The 15,600-nt window shown below is 52.0% G+C and carries 13 protein-coding genes and 1 pseudogene; all 14 read left to right on the forward strand.

The annotated features are described in order from the left end of the window. Positions 1-14: 14 nt before the first annotated feature. The 14 genes and pseudogenes from EBAPG3_RS09410 to tssG all read left to right on the forward strand — a co-directional run bounded on the left by EBAPG3_RS09410 (position 15) and on the right by tssG (position 15,568). Complete coding sequence (locus EBAPG3_RS09410; RefSeq protein WP_004177960.1) at positions 15-1,643, forward strand: hypothetical protein; 1,629 nt, start codon at positions 15-17, stop codon at positions 1,641-1,643. A gap of 799 nt (positions 1,644-2,442) precedes the next feature. Further along, positions 2,443-2,820, forward strand: a complete 378-nt coding sequence (locus tag EBAPG3_RS09415; RefSeq protein WP_151898918.1) for a hypothetical protein — start codon at positions 2,443-2,445, stop codon at positions 2,818-2,820. A 380-nt stretch (positions 2,821-3,200) separates the two neighbouring features. After that, positions 3,201-4,127 carry a restriction endonuclease gene (locus EBAPG3_RS09420; protein WP_040852306.1) on the forward strand — a complete coding sequence of 309 codons (927 nt, stop codon included), beginning with the start codon at positions 3,201-3,203 and terminating at the stop codon, positions 4,125-4,127. A gap of 363 nt (positions 4,128-4,490) precedes the next feature. Continuing rightward, positions 4,491-4,885 (forward strand): annotated as a pseudogene (locus EBAPG3_RS09425) (hypothetical protein); the annotation flags it as partial. A 997-nt stretch (positions 4,886-5,882) separates the two neighbouring features. Beyond that, on the forward strand, positions 5,883-6,449 hold the full coding sequence (locus EBAPG3_RS15015; protein ID WP_151898919.1) for a hypothetical protein: 567 nt from the start codon (positions 5,883-5,885) through the stop codon (positions 6,447-6,449). Positions 6,450-6,644: 195 nt separating this feature from the next. Continuing rightward, positions 6,645-7,667: a type VI secretion system protein TssA gene (gene tssA / locus EBAPG3_RS09435; RefSeq protein WP_040852305.1), complete on the forward strand. Its 1,023-nt coding sequence runs from the start codon at positions 6,645-6,647 to the stop codon at positions 7,665-7,667. Positions 7,668-7,847: 180 nt separating this feature from the next. Beyond that, the gene (gene tssB / locus EBAPG3_RS09440) at positions 7,848-8,360 is read left to right on the forward strand and encodes a type VI secretion system contractile sheath small subunit (RefSeq protein ID WP_004177947.1); all 513 of its coding nucleotides are present in this window, start codon (positions 7,848-7,850) and stop codon (positions 8,358-8,360) included. 39 nt (positions 8,361-8,399) lie between these two features. Then, positions 8,400-9,893 carry a type VI secretion system contractile sheath large subunit gene (gene tssC, locus EBAPG3_RS09445; protein ID WP_004177946.1) on the forward strand — a complete coding sequence of 498 codons (1,494 nt, stop codon included), beginning with the start codon at positions 8,400-8,402 and terminating at the stop codon, positions 9,891-9,893. Between the two features lie 94 nt (positions 9,894-9,987). Then, positions 9,988-10,470 carry an Hcp family type VI secretion system effector gene (locus EBAPG3_RS09450; protein ID WP_004177943.1) on the forward strand — a complete coding sequence of 161 codons (483 nt, stop codon included), beginning with the start codon at positions 9,988-9,990 and terminating at the stop codon, positions 10,468-10,470. 198 nt (positions 10,471-10,668) lie between these two features. Beyond that, the gene (locus EBAPG3_RS09455; protein WP_004177942.1) at positions 10,669-11,154 is read left to right on the forward strand and encodes an Hcp family type VI secretion system effector; all 486 of its coding nucleotides are present in this window, start codon (positions 10,669-10,671) and stop codon (positions 11,152-11,154) included. A gap of 30 nt (positions 11,155-11,184) precedes the next feature. Beyond that, positions 11,185-12,030, forward strand: coding sequence for a type VI secretion system accessory protein TagJ (locus EBAPG3_RS09460; protein ID WP_004177941.1), 846 nt, complete (start codon positions 11,185-11,187; stop codon positions 12,028-12,030). Then, positions 12,023-12,538 carry a type VI secretion system baseplate subunit TssE gene (tssE, locus tag EBAPG3_RS09465; RefSeq protein WP_004177939.1) on the forward strand — a complete coding sequence of 172 codons (516 nt, stop codon included), beginning with the start codon at positions 12,023-12,025 and terminating at the stop codon, positions 12,536-12,538. Before EBAPG3_RS09460 ends, tssE begins: the two co-directional genes overlap by 8 nt. A 148-nt stretch (positions 12,539-12,686) precedes the next feature. Then, the gene (gene tssF / locus EBAPG3_RS09470) at positions 12,687-14,561 is read left to right on the forward strand and encodes a type VI secretion system baseplate subunit TssF (RefSeq protein WP_004177938.1); all 1,875 of its coding nucleotides are present in this window, start codon (positions 12,687-12,689) and stop codon (positions 14,559-14,561) included. Next, the gene (tssG, locus tag EBAPG3_RS09475) at positions 14,537-15,568 is read left to right on the forward strand and encodes a type VI secretion system baseplate subunit TssG (protein WP_004177937.1); all 1,032 of its coding nucleotides are present in this window, start codon (positions 14,537-14,539) and stop codon (positions 15,566-15,568) included. The genes tssF and tssG overlap by 25 nt, the downstream gene beginning before the upstream one ends. The last annotated feature ends 32 nt before the right edge of the window (positions 15,569-15,600 follow it).

Consider the following 15,600-nt stretch of genomic DNA (forward strand, 5'->3'; position numbering starts at 1 on the left):
GAGGATACCCCTTAATGCCCCAGCACGTCCGCACCCAAGTAACCACCAGACCAGTACTTAACCCCCTCTCTGCACCCCAGACGCAACAGGTGGTAGCACGACCTACAGACCAGCTAGCAGCACCCATTCAAGACCCTGAGCTACTCGGCCTAGTGCGTGGATTGTCCACGTTCCACCCCGCACTCCAGCAGTACGCTGTAGTCTCCGGTCAAGCAAATGCGGACAGAGATATAAAGGCGGGAGCAGCCGCTAAGCAACAAGGAAAACCGGTAGAGGAGGGTTCGTCCGACTGGTACCGCCACGGGTACCTAATGATGGACGGACAGGTTAAAGGGGACCTAGATGGGAAAGAAGTAACCCAGGCTTACGAAACTGAGTTCGACAAAGACACAGGGAACATTGATGACTTCGTTAGAGACCAGTTCCAGAAGCGCACTAATGGCTTGACGGACCAATCAGCGCTTGAGGGGTATAACCAGACCATTATTCCTCACCTCCAGAAGATTCGTGATGCGCACCTGGAGTATCAAAAAGAAGCTGTGTCCCAGAAGGTGGAGTCTAATGCGTTAGCCAAGCTTGATAATTACATTAGGCCATTCGCCGAGAACGGAGAGCCAATTCCTGATGAGGGGATAGACCAGTTGCGCGGGGACCTTGGTAAATTCTTTGGTGTCACGGGTAAGCGCTACAATGACTTACTCTTCAGTGCCCTAGACCGGTTAGGCAAGGAGGGGAATTACTCCGTGTATGATTCCCTCAAGAAGACCAAGCCAGACGGTACTCCTGGTATGTACTTTATACCGGCTTGGAAGGAGCGAATTGATGCAGCTCAGATTCACTCTCAGAACGTCTACCTAGCCAAGCGTAGTGCCGCAGATGCAGCCCTGAAGAAAGAGAGAGAGGACCGCCAGGATACTGCGTTATATGATGTGTTTATCAAAATGGACACAGACCCCGCAGCCGCCAAAGTGGAATATGCGAGGCTTCGCAGTGAGGGATTATTCAGTCGTGCCTCTGATGTGATTAATTGGGACACCAAGTTTAATGCAGCCTCAAAACGGGAAGCTTCAGCAGAACAGCAGGACCAAGAGGTAACGCTACAGCAGGGCATCTATACGGGAAAGGTTCGTCCTCAACAGATTGTCCAGGCAGACATCACCCCGGCGCAGAAGCGCAGCTTGATTGCCGAGTGGTACCGCGTAAAGAATGATAACCGGCAAGCAGCCGCAGCAGGGCAAACCTCTGCTGATGCCATTTACCGCACTCAGGACTTCCGATCAGGGGAAAGCTATATAGAAACCGTGCTGCGTCCCCAAGCCTCTCCCCTGGACCCTATGGGAATCGGGACGGAATTTGCTCGACAACAAATGGCAGCAGCACGGAGGGAGTTTACTATCCGGTCCCGTGATGTAAAGGCCCCGTATGAGTTGCAGGGGTTGGCCCAAGAAATAGCGACCCGTTACCTGGACCGCAGGAAGGACCCGCGTATTCAGCAGGAGTTGGATATGGCGGGTACCTTGAGGTATTCAACTGTTCAGGAACTTATGGATGCTAGGAAGGCTGGTCTCATAACCGACCACGTAGAGCTTGAGAACCACATAAGATATTTCAAGGCTGTCCAGGCACAGCAAACCAGCAAGTAAAATAGATAGACTAGTATCAGTAATATTTTTGGGGTCTCCAGGTTTTCCTGCATATGCGGAAAGTTTGAGGGACCCCTTTTTTTGCGTACTTCGTATTTCCTCATGGTAGAGTTTCAGGTAGACACGTGGGGGCCTCTCAGGAGGGCTATGGCTGAGTTATCTCTAGTGCACCTAGGGCAGAGTAGCCAAATCTTAAGTGAATCGACTGGAGGGCATTGTAATGGCTTTTCTGAGGATTCGCATAAAATCACCTCTAAAAAGTAGCTATTTGTTACCCTTCCCGAGTAGCATAGTTAATAAATAGGTTGTATATCAAGAGCTAATATAAAAAGGACTAACAATAATGAAAACCTTATCTCTCTTCCTTATCCCTTTCGCACTCCTTTCCCCATCCCTTGCCGTGTCCCAAGTCAACTGCACAACTTTTATTGGCGGTGAAGTCACTTGTACGGGTCTTGGCGGGTATCAGGCCCAAGGGAGACAATACTTAGGAGGAGTGGAGAGCTGGTATGACAATAGGGGGGCTACTGCGGCTGTTCGGCATGGTCCGTTTGGTAGCACCAGCATTGATACCACTAATTCGAGTGCCGCCGTATTGATCAATGCACGTCCTGGTCCGTTGTTATCCTCCACAAAGGGGGTCCACACCAGTGAAGCACTAAGGAGGTCAATCAGTAGTCACACACTCCCTCCCGCTAGTGATACCTACGGCCATGGGCATTCCGAGCCAGTACCAGACAAAGCTAGTCTCCCTAAAACGCCGGAAGAGTATAGGTTAAGTGTTCTCTGGATGAAGGCTGTGAGTGACAAGAACTTTGAGAAGGCTGAAACACTAAAGAAACTTCTGTGGGATGAACAATTTGCAAATGCTTCCCCAGTCGGTAGAGTGGAAATGTTTGAGAAGGCAAGGGTGGAGGAGAGATTAGAAGCACTTGCCGCTATGGATAGATTAGAGAAACGTTTAAGAGCAGATGGTAGCCCTGTAAAACTCGCAAACCTAATTAGATTTAAAGAAATAGCCCGTAAGTCTCATGCGGAAGAAGATGCTAAGCTGGACGAAGCCCTCAAGCTGCTAAAGCAAAGAGCTGAAGCTGACCGAACGCTAGCAATCCTTGATGATGAGTTAGGCCGTATGTTGGCAGAAGAAGGTATCCAAGCTAAAGGTAAGGCAAAATGAAAGCCCCCGCACTGATACTCTATTCACTACTGCTAGCTTCCCCAGTGGCGCTATCACAGCAGACCAACTGCACCAAGCATATAGGTGGAGTTATCTCCTGCACGGGACCCAATGGTTACCGAGCGGAAGCCCGTGAGCACATCAATGGGCAGGCCAGCTACTACGACTCAACTGGGGCTGTGGGCACTGTGACTAAGATTACCAACGGTGGAGTCAATGTGAGTCCATCAGTGGTGGGTAGGAGTGCACCTCCTCCTGGGGTTATGCCATACGTGGCACCTGATGGTGGTCTCAATGTAGGGTCCCGCATGGTGGAGCCTAGTCATGCCCTTAGGGGACTTGGGTTCTAACGACTATTAACCACCAGTATTCCAAGCTAGATGCCCCAGCGTACAAATGATTTCCAGCAGTTAATTGCAATGATTTACAGCCTGATTGTTGCGGACAACGGCACAGTAACGGAATCTGCCATGGTGCTCGATAAAGATTCGGAGACATTACGAGAGGTAGACATTCTCATTGCACACCGCCATGCAAATCATGACTTTCGGGTGATGATTGAGTGCCGTGATCGAAGTAGAAAAGACACCGTTGCATGGATCGATGAACTAATTGGTAAAGCGAACTCTTTACAGGTTGACAAAGTGGTAGCAGTCTCCAAAGAGGGGTTCACCATAAGTGCTACAAAGAAAGCAGCTAAGAATGGTATTGTGACATTATCACTCGAAGACGCTTTAGAAACGGATTGGTCTGAATTTCCGATCAAGCCCGGGATAGCAGCAGTGAGTGTTGAAACCTTCGTGCTTCAAGAACTCTATTATTTCGCACAAACGGAGTTTCGTTCGCTAAAGGAGATTGGCTTAGAATCGACAGCAATCCAAGCGGGAATAGAGTGGGGTTCAGTTAAAGAATTCTGCATCGCACTTTTCCAGCAACAAGCCTCGCACCTTCAAGCGCAAGTTAATAATAGGCGCGCTACTTTATTTAAAACCTTAGAGGATATTAAAAAGGTCTTACTATTAGAATTTGAGGTTGAGACACCTGATTTATTAGTTAAAGGGGCGACAGGAGAACAAATAAGAATTCCACGATTGAAGTTTGTTGTAACTGGCACAAGAGAAGTTGTTGACATGGCTCGTAAGCATCAGAAGTTTAATGGGCTTATGATTTCTACCTGTGAACACGTCTTCCCGGAGGGTTCAGCTATCAAATTGTGTATGGCCCAAGACCCAGAAACTAAACAGCTTCGCGGGCGTTGGCAAATGATTCCAAGCCTCAATAATAACAAGAAAGTAGGCAGTTTCTAGGATTATTTGGCCCCTACATCTGGCACCTACAGGCACCCTGTAACTCGCATGGATGCTAGTGAAAAAGCTGTAGGTATAGCCTCCATCAGCCATCCAATCTAATGCATTTCCCCAAATAGTTTGAAAGCAAATCCCGTGCGGGTTCGGTTCCCACTTTTGTACATCGCCATATCTCGACACTCAACCTACTTGGGACAGAAGGCAAAGCCAGTTTGTGGTACTCTTGTGGTACTTTCTTTAACCTACCACCATAGGAACTAAGATTGGCGCGGCTTTGCGGTGCAAGTTTGAATGCCTTATTCCGGCTCCGGGCACCAGAAGACGGATATATAAACATTTATATCCAATAAGTTAAGCGCATTATTGCTTTCCCCGTGGCGATACTTCTGTGGTACCGCACATGAAAACTGGGTCAACTCCACCCCCGTTGTCGAGCGCGTCAAGAACTACCAGATCATCTTCAGCCTGAGTGAGGCTGATGTCAGGGTTCAGCGTGCGCGCTGCATGGACTGCGGTACGCCATTCTGCAATAGCGGTGGCCCGGTCAATCACATCGTCCCGGACTTCAACGACCCGGTTTATAGAGCCGACTGGAAGAACGGCTGGGCCGTGCTCGACTCCACCAACAATTTCCCCGAGTTCACAGGCCGTATTTGCCCTGCGCCTTGTGAAGCCGCATGCCCGCTCAATATCATGACGCCCGGTGGGGCATCAAAAGTATCGAGCGCGCCATCATCGATCGTGCTTGGGCCGGTGGCCGCGAAAATTAGAGGAGTCTATGAGCTGGTATCGAACTCCATAGCAGCAATGTTCTCAATAGAAAATTCCTTGCGCCAATAAAAGTAATCTATAAATCTGATTTTTTCGTAATTCTCACCTATAGTTTTCTATAAGGAGATTTAAGTGTTGCGCTGAGACTCCTCATGAGGATATCGCGCTTGCCGGGCAGCAAAGTCAACCGCAAATCTCCGGGGCGGCAAGTAACCATATGCGCGGTGATGACGCCTGGATCCGGTTGGATTCGAAATTCGGCAGGTTGGCAGGTACCCTGACGCGACTGTCTAGGCGTTACATAATAATAGTAGATTCATTGACAATTCTTGATCGAAACGGGGAGGTTCCATGAAAAAATATTTCATCAACTGGGTTGCGCTCGCCGCGCTAATCATCGGGTCTTCATATCCGGTGCACGCACAGAATCCAGCTATCGGTCATAGTAAGGCCCCGCTTTTCTCCACTAAGGAGAAAATCGTTTTCAATCTAAATACCAACTTTACGGATTTGTGGAAACATCGAGCAATTCCGAACCGGGAAGTGCCGGAAGATATCAGGGATTTTGAGGCACCCGGGCGTCTTTCATGGACGGATAGCACTGGAAGGCATGATCTTCCTGTAAAGGTGGAGTTGCGAGGAAATACCAGTCAGTCCGCATCCGAGTGCCCGTTCCCGAAAATGAGTCTGAGTTTCGAAAAAAATCAGGCGACGGGTGAAAGAGTTTCAAAGGGAACGCTCTTTGACGGGTTGAGTTCCATTGGAATAGGCACGCATTGCGGCGGCAAGCCGGGGTCCTCGCTGAGGTTCCGCCGGGTTTGGGGAGGCTTGTCGCCGCATCGAGAGGCACTGATCTACAAAGTTCAGGAACATCTTTCCATCCCGGGTTTTCAAGTTTTTCCGGCGAGCTTCAGCTACATTGATACCAGCACCGGCAAAGGACCCGTCGAGCCCCAGCCAAGCGGCTTTGTCGTGAACCGGCCCATGCCGGGCTTTTTTCTGGAGGACATCAAAACATTTGTAAAGCAGGCGGATGGGAAAGAGATTCGTGGGGCGGATGCTCCTTTTCAGGATTCAGATAAGCCCTATATCTTCACAAACATTACCGATGCCCAAAAGGACGCGCGGGCAGCAGGTTCGGTGATTGAGCCGATTGATGCTAAGAGTATTATTCGCATCATGTTTTTTCAATCGCTTGTCGGAAACCGGGACTGGATCATTCGTATCTCCCCGGATGATCTCAGCGCGTCGAGAGGTCTCTGGAATATGAAAGTTGTCGAGGCCGATGGTAAGTGGATTGTTTTTCCCTATGATTACGATTTGGCTGGCTGGGTAAAATCCGAGAATTTCTTTTCGGGATTGCCGGGCTTGGCTGATGCTGATTTCTATAAGCCTGCCGATATTTCTCAGGTTGTGGCCGAACTGAAACAGAAACGTCCCGGCATTGAGGCTTTGGTGGATGAGTTGGCCAGTGAGGACAGGGATGGAGCAAGCAGGATAAAAGAGCATATCAAGGCTTTTTATAATGCATTGGATCGAAGATTTCATTGATTGATGCCATCCGTGCATAAATCATTATGATCACCATTGCGCCGCGAACAATATTGACGAAATCCTGATTTTAGAGGATCGTGTATTTGGGTCGTGGCGCCATGGGTTTAAACGGTTCGCCGTTTGATTTTTTGAGTCACGTAATATTCCGCTAGAATATTTGGAGTCAGAGGTCGAGAATGAGGTCCCAGTTCGATGGAAATTGAGAGATTGCTCGGGCCAATTGCGCCAGATTCGCCTTGTGGACCTGATCTTGAGTATGATCCGGATTTCATGGCACTTGAACAAATAAGCCAGGGCAAGCCAGAGCGGCAGACGGGTGAAGTTATTGTTGCCGCGGAAGAACCCAACTGGATTGACGTCAGACAGCGCGCCGAGGCGCTTTTGTTCCGGACTAAAGATTTGCGGGTGGCCGTGCTGTTGACGCGAGCCCTTACTCATAGCGATGGCATGGGCGGACTTGCCTCCGGTTTGGAGTTGTTGCACGGCCTCTTGACTAATTACTGGGAGAATGTTCATCCTGGTATCGATCCCGATGAAGGCCCAATCGCACGTCTTAATGTGCTTGGGTCGCTGGGGAAGTCGCTGCGGGATCCAGATACATTGCTTCGTGATGTTCGTAGCGTGAATTTCGTCAGCACCGGTAGCCATGCACGGCTGTCGGTACGGGACGTTTTGATAATTCAAGGCAAGTTTGACGCCGCGAGCAATGAAGGAGTGCCGACTCAAGCCGAGGCTGAGGAAGTCCTGCGTCTTCCGGAAAACACTTCGTCTGTACAGGCTATGCGCGATGCGCTGGTATCCCTGAATGGGATATATACTTTTCTGAGTGAGAAAGTGGGCTACGATCTCATCCCAGATTTGCAATCGCTACAGGATATGCTCAACACAGTAGTGCAGTTGTGCAGAAGCAATTTGGAAACGAGGGACAGGCTCATGGATGTGGATGGAAGAGCTGTTGCTTCAGCAGACGGGAAAATCGGTAATCCCGTACCGGTGATATCCGGAGAGATTCATAGCCGCGAGGACGTTGTGCGGATGCTGGAAAAGATTTGCGAGTTCATCGAGCGGACTGAACCCGCCAATCCGGCACCTCTATTTATCCGGCGAGGGCAGCGCCTTATGACCAAGAATTTCGTTGAAATTATCCAGGATCTTGCGCCGGACAGTTTGAGCCAGATCAAGCAGATTACCGGCTTTGAACCGAAGAAAGCGTGAATAGCTGCGAAAGAGTCAGCCCAAAATAAAAAAAACGAATTTAAAATGGGTTGGCGGCTTGCATATTGATCAGCAGCGTCTAGAGTTAAAACCATGGTACAGTAAAACTCAGAAAAGAATATGATGCATCGGGGAGTATCAGCATAGTTCTCAATCATCTTTCGAAAGGGGAGTAGGGTTATGGCACAAAGCAGTCAAAAGTTCATCGCGCGTAACCGCGCACCTCGTGTTCAAATCGAGTACGACGTAGAACTCTACGGTGCGGAAAAGAAGATTCAGCTTCCGTTTGTCATGGGCGTTTTCGCCGATTTGTCCGGCAAGCCGGTGGAGCCCTTGCCACCAGTGGCCGACCGAAAATTCCTCGATATTGATGTCGACAACTTCGATGACCGCATGAAGGCCATCAAGCCGCGTGTTGCCTTTCAGATCCCCAATACCCTCACTGGAGAGGGAAATCTCAGCGTCGATATCTCCTTCGAAAGTATGGATGATTTTTCCCCTGCCGCGGTGGCCCGCAAGGTCGATGCCCTCAACAAATTACTCCAGGCACGCCAGCAACTTTCCAATCTTGTCACTTACATGGATGGCAAAACCGGTGCCGAGGAACTGATAGCGAAAGTTCTGAATGATCCCGCCTTGCTCCAGACGCTGGCGGCCAGCAAGAAGCCAGCGGACGAAAGTGGCGCATCCTGAAACTGATTCAACGAGTCCAAGGAAATAGAGGAGAAGATAATGGCGGAAACGCAACAACAGGCCCCAGAGGTCGAAGTCCCAAAGCTGGAGGAAAGCGAGTTTGCTTCATTGTTGCAGAAGGAGTTCAGGCCTAAATCCGAGGAGGCGAAAGGTGCCGTCGAACAGGCCGTCCGTACTCTTGCCGAACAAGCACTTGCGCAGACCCAGCTCATTGGCCGCGATGTGGTCAAGTCGATCGAAGCCATTATTGCCGAGCTTGACCGGAAACTTTCCGAACAGGTGAATCTGATCATTCACCACCAGGATTTTCAGAAGTTGGAGGGCGCATGGCGGGGACTCCACTACCTGATCAACAACACTGAAACCGATGAGATGCTGAAGATACGTTTCATGAACATCTCAAAAAACGATCTGGGCAAGACGCTTAAGCGCTACAAAGGGACCAGTTGGGATCAAAGCCCTCTGTTCAAGAAGATCTATGAAGCGGAGTATGGCCAGTTTGGTGGCGAACCTTTTGGTTGCATGGTGGGTGACTACGCGTTCGACCATAGTCCACCTGACGTCGAACTGCTGGGCGAAATGTCCAAGATCTCGGCGGCGGCCCATATGCCGTTTATCGCTGGCGCGAGCCCAACGCTGATGCAGATGGATTCCTGGCAGGAACTGGCCAATCCACGTGACTTGACCAAAATTTTCACTACGCCGGAGTATGCCTCCTGGCGTTCGCTCCGCGAGTCGGAGGACTCTCGCTACCTGGGCCTTGCCATGCCCCGATTTCTTGCGCGCATTCCCTATGGAGCAAAAACCAGTCCGGTCGAAGAGTTCGATTTCGAGGAAGACACGGGTGCCGCCGATCACAGCAGATATACCTGGGCCAACGCCGCTTACGCCATGGCTGTCAATATCAACCGTTCATTCAAGTTTTACGGCTGGTGTTCACGCATTCGGGGGGTCGAGTCCGGTGGCGCGGTGGAGGGACTGCCCGTGCATACTTTTCCCACTGATGATGGCGGGGTGGACATGAAGTGTCCCACTGAAATCGCCATCAGCGACCGCCGGGAAGCTGAACTTGCGAAAAACGGCTTCATGCCGCTCCTGCATCGCAAGAATTCCGATTTTGCCGCTTTTATCGGCGCCCAGTCGTTGCAAAAGCCGTTCGAGTATGACGACCCGGATGCCACCGCCAACGCCAATTTATCCGCACGGTTACCCTATTTATTCGCTTGTTGCCGTTTTGCGCATTATTTGAAATGTATCGTGCGCGACAAAATCGGATCGTTCAAGGAACGCGCTGATATGCAGATATGGCTACAGAAATGGATCATGAACTACGTGGATGGCGACCCTGCTCATTCGTCGGAAAGCACCAAGGCGCGCAAGCCGCTCGCTGCGGCTGAAGTTGTCGTGGAAGAGGTCGAAGGTAATCCGGGTTATTACACGTCAAAATTTTACCTGCGGCCCCATTACCAGCTTGAAGGACTGACAGTATCGCTACGCCTGGTATCCAAACTGCCCTCCGCAAAGAAGGCTTAACGTTTGAAGTCTCAAGTTATCTGTTTGTTGCCGCAGGTCTTGGGCAGATTAAGCGAACAGCAAGAAAGACGGGTTCTTTTACAAGGAGATAATCATGGCCGTTGACATGTTTCTGAAGCTGGATGATGTAAAGGGTGAGTCCACCGATGACAAGCATAAGGATGAGACTGACGTACTGGCGTGGAGTTGGGGAATGAGCCAATCGGGGACCACGCATATGGGTAGTGGTGGTGGCGCCGGCAAAGTGAGCGTGAACGATTTGTCCATTACCAAGTACGTAGACAAGGGTACTCCGACACTCATCATTTCCTGCTGTAACGGCAAGCACTTCAAGGAGGGCTTGCTGACCGTGCGCAAGGCGGGTGAGACGGCGCTTGAATACCTTAAAATTACAATGAAGGAAGTCCTCATCTCGTCAGTATCGACCGGCGGCAGTGGTGGCGAAGACCGGCTCACCGAAAATGTTACGCTTAATTTTGCCGAATTTAAGATCGAATACACACCCCAGAAAGAGGATGGAAGTGGCGATGCAGCTGTCGAGGCGGGTTGGAAAATCGCAGCCAACGTCAAGGCATAGATCGCAACGCCGCCAAGTAGCGTTTAGCAGATTGCCGGCTGACGTTGGTCGCAATGAACGCCTTGGCTTCAAAATAGGGGAAGCAGGCTTTGTGTCTGTGCGTGGTTTTATGCAGCTTCGTTAGCGGCATCCAAACAAAGCCTGGACGGAGAGTCTTTGCTTAACCCAATCCTTAGATCAATCATCGGATGAAATATCATGGCCCAGGGTGACATGTTTCTGAAGATTGAAAGTGCCCGCCAGGGCGCGATCAAGGGCGAGGCGCAAGATGAGAATCACAAGGATGAGATCGATGTAAATGATTGGTCCTGGGGCATGCAGGCGAAGACAACGCTGAGCGGAGGCGGGGCCAGTCCGAAAGCCACCTTGAACGAGCTGAACATTGTCAAGCAAGTGGATAGCGCATCGACAGGCTTGATGTCGGCAATGCGCAATAACGACCTGATCAAGAAAGCCGTGCTTACCGTGCGCAAGGCTGGTGGGACTCCGCACGAGTACTTCAAGATCAGCATTGAAAAGGGACGAATCACGGCCCTGGATGTGGATACCAGCAACTTCTCGTCGAGTGGCGACCTTTCCGAAAGACTTAGTCTGGCATTTCAAAAAATCAGTGTGGAATATGTTCCGCAGGGACCCGATGGGCTGCCACAGGGCAGCATGCTTTTCGATGCCGAGATATCCTGATGCGTTTCACTTAAACAAGGGAAGTCTGCCATGAATCCGGCCAGTGCCGCAGAGCAAAGTTTACGTGATGGGGATCCCCTCAGTGCTTTGGCGCAGCTTCAGGACGCAGTCCGCGTCAAGCCAGATGACTCCAAGCTGCGAATTTTCCTGTTCCAGCTCCTTTCCGTAATGGGACAGTGGGAACGAGCGCTAAACCAGTTAAATGTTGTGGCTGAGCTTGATGCCGGAGCTCTGGCAATGGTGCAGACTTATCGTGAAGCGTTGCATTGCGAGGTATTGCGCGCCCAGGTGTTCAAAGGGAAAAAGACCCCAATGGTTTTTGGTCAGCCCGATCGATGGCTCGCGTTGCTGATTGAATCCCTGCTGTGTAGTGGGCAAGGAAAACACCGGGAAGCCGGGGAATTGCGCACTGCGGCATTTGATGAAGCCAGTGAGACCAGCGGTATTCTGGATGGACAGTCATTCACCTGGATTATCGATGCCGACAGCCGCCTGGGACCGGTATGCGAGGCCATCATCAACGGACGGTATTACTGGGTGCCTTTTTCCCGTCTTAGGAGAGTTTTCATTGATGCACCTGAGGATCTTAGGGATGTGGTGTGGATGCCTGCACATTTTGAGTTCGATAATGGCGGCGAGAGTGTGGCACTGATTCCTACCCGCTATGCGGGGTCGGAAACAAGTGACGACGGACAACTCCTGCTTGCGCGCAAAACAGTCTGGATCGAAGCCGCGCCTGATGTTTATCATGGATTAGGGCAGCGAATGCTCGCAACGGATGCGGGAGAAAGCCCGCTTATGGATATTCGCAAGATCATGCTCGGACCCGTAGAGGCAGAGTCCGGAGAACCGGCTGCCGCCTCACAGCATGGTTGATCTGACCCCCCAGGAACGGTTGCAACCGGCGCTGCTTGATCGCCTCGCCGATAATGAGCCGGACAAAAAACTGGAGTTGCGCGGGGAGCGCGTCATGACTAAAGCCCGATTGCGTGAGGCTGTCCTGCGCGATCTCGCATGGTTGTTCAATACCACGAGACTGGGTAATAGCAAGGATTTCACCGGCTTTCCATTTGCCGAGCGCTCCGTCATTAATTTCGGTCTTCCGGCACTCTCCGGCGAAACTGCCTCCACACTGGATATCATCGAATTGGAGCATTCGATCAGGCAGGCGATAATCGACTTTGAGCCCCGCATTACGCCCTCCAGCCTGCAAGTTGAGGCGATGGTGAGTGATTTGCAGCTCGAACGTCACAACGTGATCAGCGTGCAGATTCGGGGGGATTTATGGGCATACCCGGTACCATTGGAATTGCTGCTGCGGACCGATGTGGATCTTGAGACGGGGCAGGTGGAAATTCGTGATCTGGGGCGGTCAGAGCTGTAAATCCTGGCGGTGGATGCATGCCCTCCAGCTCTGGAGAAACAGGGGCGCATAGATGAAAGAATTCTTTGATTCCAATTCTCCCACTGGCTTCGGGATGTTGCGGTCAAAGCAAAGATTTTTATATTGCTGTTACTGTGAGCACCAATAAATGGATCCCCGCCTGCTGCGCCATTACAATCGGGAACTCGCCTATATGCGCGAGATGGGTGCCGAATTTGCCGCGCAGTTTCCCAAGATTGCTGGCCGCCTTGGCATGGATGGCATTGAAGTCGCCGATCCATATGTCGAAAGACTCATGGAAGGCGTGGCGTTTCTGGCGGCGCGGGTGCAACTCAAACTTGACGCCGAGTTTCCGCGTTTTACCCAGCGCCTGCTGGAGATTGTCTATCCTAATTATCTGGCACCCACCCCTGCGATGCTGGTCGCCCAGTTCCGCCCGCAACTCTCCGAAACCAATCTTGCGCAGGGGTTCCCCATTCCTTGCGGCAGTTCCATGCGCAGCCAGCTGGGAAAAAACGATACCACGGCGTGCGAGTTCCGCACGGCACAGGATATTACGCTTTGGCCGCTTGAAGTCACCCATGCGGAATACTTCACTTTTGCGCCGGATTTGCCGCTCAACAAATTGCCGCTGGCCAAACCTGTAAAGGGTGGAATTCGTCTCAGGATCAAGACCACCGCAGGGTTGAAATTCAATCAGGTGAGTCTCGATCGGCTGCGTATATTCTTGTCGGGTGGTGATGAGGTTGCCTACAAGCTGCATGAACTATGTCTAGGTGCGCCACTGGGCGTGGCGGTGGCCCCGGCGGTTCAGCCTTGGCCCTGGCATCAATTTCTGCCGGCGCACAACATTCAGCCGGTAGGATATGGTGATGAGCAAGCGCTTCTACCCGTCAGCCTGCGCGGCTTCCAGGGTTATCGGCTGTTGCAGGAATATTTTGCGTTTCCGCAGCGTTTCCTGTTTATCGATATAGATGGATTGGGAACAGCGGTACGAAAACATGCGGGGGATGAGCTGGAAATTGTCCTGTTGTTTTCGCGTGGTGATGCGGTGCTGGAGAACGTGGTCGATCAGGCGAATTTCTCCCTTTTTTGCACGCCTGCGATCAATCTCTTCCGCAAGCGTGCCGACCGTATCCATCTCACCGATAATACATATGAATATCATGTTGTCGCGGATCGTACGCAGCCGATGGATTTCGAGATCTTCGAAGTCAGCAGCGTAACAGGATACGGCGTAGGCAGTGACAGTGAACAGGTGTTTCTCCCATTCTATGCGGCCTATCATACTGAATCACAGGAGCGGCAGGCCTATTTTACCGTGCAGCGCGAGCCACGCCTGTTATCGTCCGGGCAAAAGCGTACCGGTACCCGGGCCAGTTATATTGGCAGCGAAGTTTTCCTTTCGCTGGTCGACCCTGAAGAGGCGCCTTACTCCGGGGATCTTCGGCAATTGGCGATCACCACGCTATGCACCAATCGCGATCTGCCCCTGCTGATGCCGCTGGGCGCGGGTAAGACGGATTTCACCCTGGACAGTGCTGCGCCGCTGGAGACTATTCGCTGTGTCAAAGGGCCTTCCAAACCCTATTCGCCAATATGGAACGGAGGAATTGCCTGGCAATTCGTCAGCCATCTGTCGCTCAACTATCTTTCCCTGATGAATACCGGGGAGCGTGAAGGTGCGGCAGCGTTGCGCGAAATGCTGGAACTGTATGCCATGAGTTCCGAAGCGGCCATAAAAAAACAGATCGAAGGGGTTCGAAAGGTGTCGGTCAAACCCTTGGTGCGCCGGTTGCCCATGCCGGGTCCGATCACGTTCGGCCGTGGGCTGGAGGTTGAACTGCATCTGGAAGAGCTCGCTTTCCAAGGTGGCAGCGCATTCCTCTTCGGCAGCGTAATGGAGCAGTTTTTTGCCCGTCATGTTTCCCTCAATTCATTCACGGAGACCGTTCTTTCTTCTGTCGAGCGGGCTGAAATCATGCGCTGGAGGCCGCGATGCGGAGCACGCTCGATCCTATGACCTATTACCAGGCCTTGGCGGATAAGCCTTTCAGCTTCGATTTTTTCCAGGCGTTGCGGCGCATCGAGTGCCTGCATCCAGACAAGCCGAGGCTGGGCACGGCGTTGCGGCCCGTTGACGAGGCCGTAAGGCTTGCTCAGGAGCCTTCGATGATATTTGCACCTTCTTCACTTTCATCGTTTTACCTGCCTGCCGACGGGCGATCGGGGCGGGTGGAGGTTCGTTTTTTTGGTCTTCTTGGACCCAACGGCCCGCTGCCCCTGCACCTCACGGAGTATGCCCGCGCGCGGCTGTTAAACGCGGGGGATGCCACCTTCGTGCGTTTTCTGGATATGCTCAACCATCGCTTTCTGATGCTCTTCTATCGTGCTTGGGCACAAGCACGGCCGACGGTCAGTCTGGACAGGCCACGCGAGGATCGATTTACGGTTTATGTAGGTGCGCTCGGCGGTCTGGCTGGGAGCGGGATGCGTGGACGTGACGAGATCGGCGATTTCGCCAAGCTGTTCTTCGCCGGTTTGCTGGGCCGGCAGGTGCGCAACCGCGACGGAATCGTTGCACTGCTTGCATCCTACTTCCGCGTGCCGGTAGGGATAGACGAGTTCGCCGGCCACTGGATGCGGATCCCGGCGAGTGATCAAACCCGGCTATCCGTCGGCCATACCGGGGATGCAAGCGCGCAATTGGGGGTTGGGACTGTGCTTGGTGCTCGAATCTGGGATCGGCAGCATAAATTCAGAATCCGGCTGGGTCCGCTTGCTCTGAGCCAATACGAGAGCTTCCTGCCGGGCGGAAAGGCGATCGGACGGCTTGTGGCCTGGGTACGACAATATTTTTGTTTTGAGTTGGAGTGGGATGTGCAGCTCATACTCGCACACGACGAAGTGCCAAAGGTCTGCCTGGGCCAGTTTGGACGGTTGGGCTGGACCACCTGGCTGGGCACCCGTTCGACCGCTACGGATGCAGCCGATTTGAAGCTGGATGCGGAGCGGCTGATTTCGCGGTAGTGCGAAATTGCCGGTCCAGGCCGACTAAGACA

The organism is Nitrosospira lacus (assembly GCF_000355765.4).
GTDB lineage: Bacteria > Pseudomonadota > Gammaproteobacteria > Burkholderiales > Nitrosomonadaceae > Nitrosospira > Nitrosospira lacus.

What these genes read in the sequence shown, in the direction of transcription:
- EBAPG3_RS09410 (WP_004177960.1), top strand. Translation starts at nt 15, where the DNA reads ATGCCCCAGCACGTCCGCACCCAAGTAACCACCAGACCAGTACTTAAC.
- EBAPG3_RS09420 (WP_040852306.1), top strand. Translation starts at nt 3,201, where the DNA reads ATGCCCCAGCGTACAAATGATTTCCAGCAGTTAATTGCAATGATTTAC.
- EBAPG3_RS15015 (WP_151898919.1), top strand. Translation starts at nt 5,883, where the DNA reads ATGCCGGGCTTTTTTCTGGAGGACATCAAAACATTTGTAAAGCAGGCG.
- tssA (WP_040852305.1), top strand. Translation starts at nt 6,645, where the DNA reads ATGGAAATTGAGAGATTGCTCGGGCCAATTGCGCCAGATTCGCCTTGT.
- tssB (WP_004177947.1), top strand. Translation starts at nt 7,848, where the DNA reads ATGGCACAAAGCAGTCAAAAGTTCATCGCGCGTAACCGCGCACCTCGT.
- tssC (WP_004177946.1), top strand. Translation starts at nt 8,400, where the DNA reads ATGGCGGAAACGCAACAACAGGCCCCAGAGGTCGAAGTCCCAAAGCTG.
- EBAPG3_RS09450 (WP_004177943.1), top strand. Translation starts at nt 9,988, where the DNA reads ATGGCCGTTGACATGTTTCTGAAGCTGGATGATGTAAAGGGTGAGTCC.
- EBAPG3_RS09455 (WP_004177942.1), top strand. Translation starts at nt 10,669, where the DNA reads ATGGCCCAGGGTGACATGTTTCTGAAGATTGAAAGTGCCCGCCAGGGC.
- EBAPG3_RS09460 (WP_004177941.1), top strand. Translation starts at nt 11,185, where the DNA reads ATGAATCCGGCCAGTGCCGCAGAGCAAAGTTTACGTGATGGGGATCCC.
- tssE (WP_004177939.1), top strand. Translation starts at nt 12,023, where the DNA reads ATGGTTGATCTGACCCCCCAGGAACGGTTGCAACCGGCGCTGCTTGAT.
- tssF (WP_004177938.1), top strand. Translation starts at nt 12,687, where the DNA reads ATGGATCCCCGCCTGCTGCGCCATTACAATCGGGAACTCGCCTATATG.
- tssG (WP_004177937.1), top strand. Translation starts at nt 14,537, where the DNA reads ATGCGGAGCACGCTCGATCCTATGACCTATTACCAGGCCTTGGCGGAT.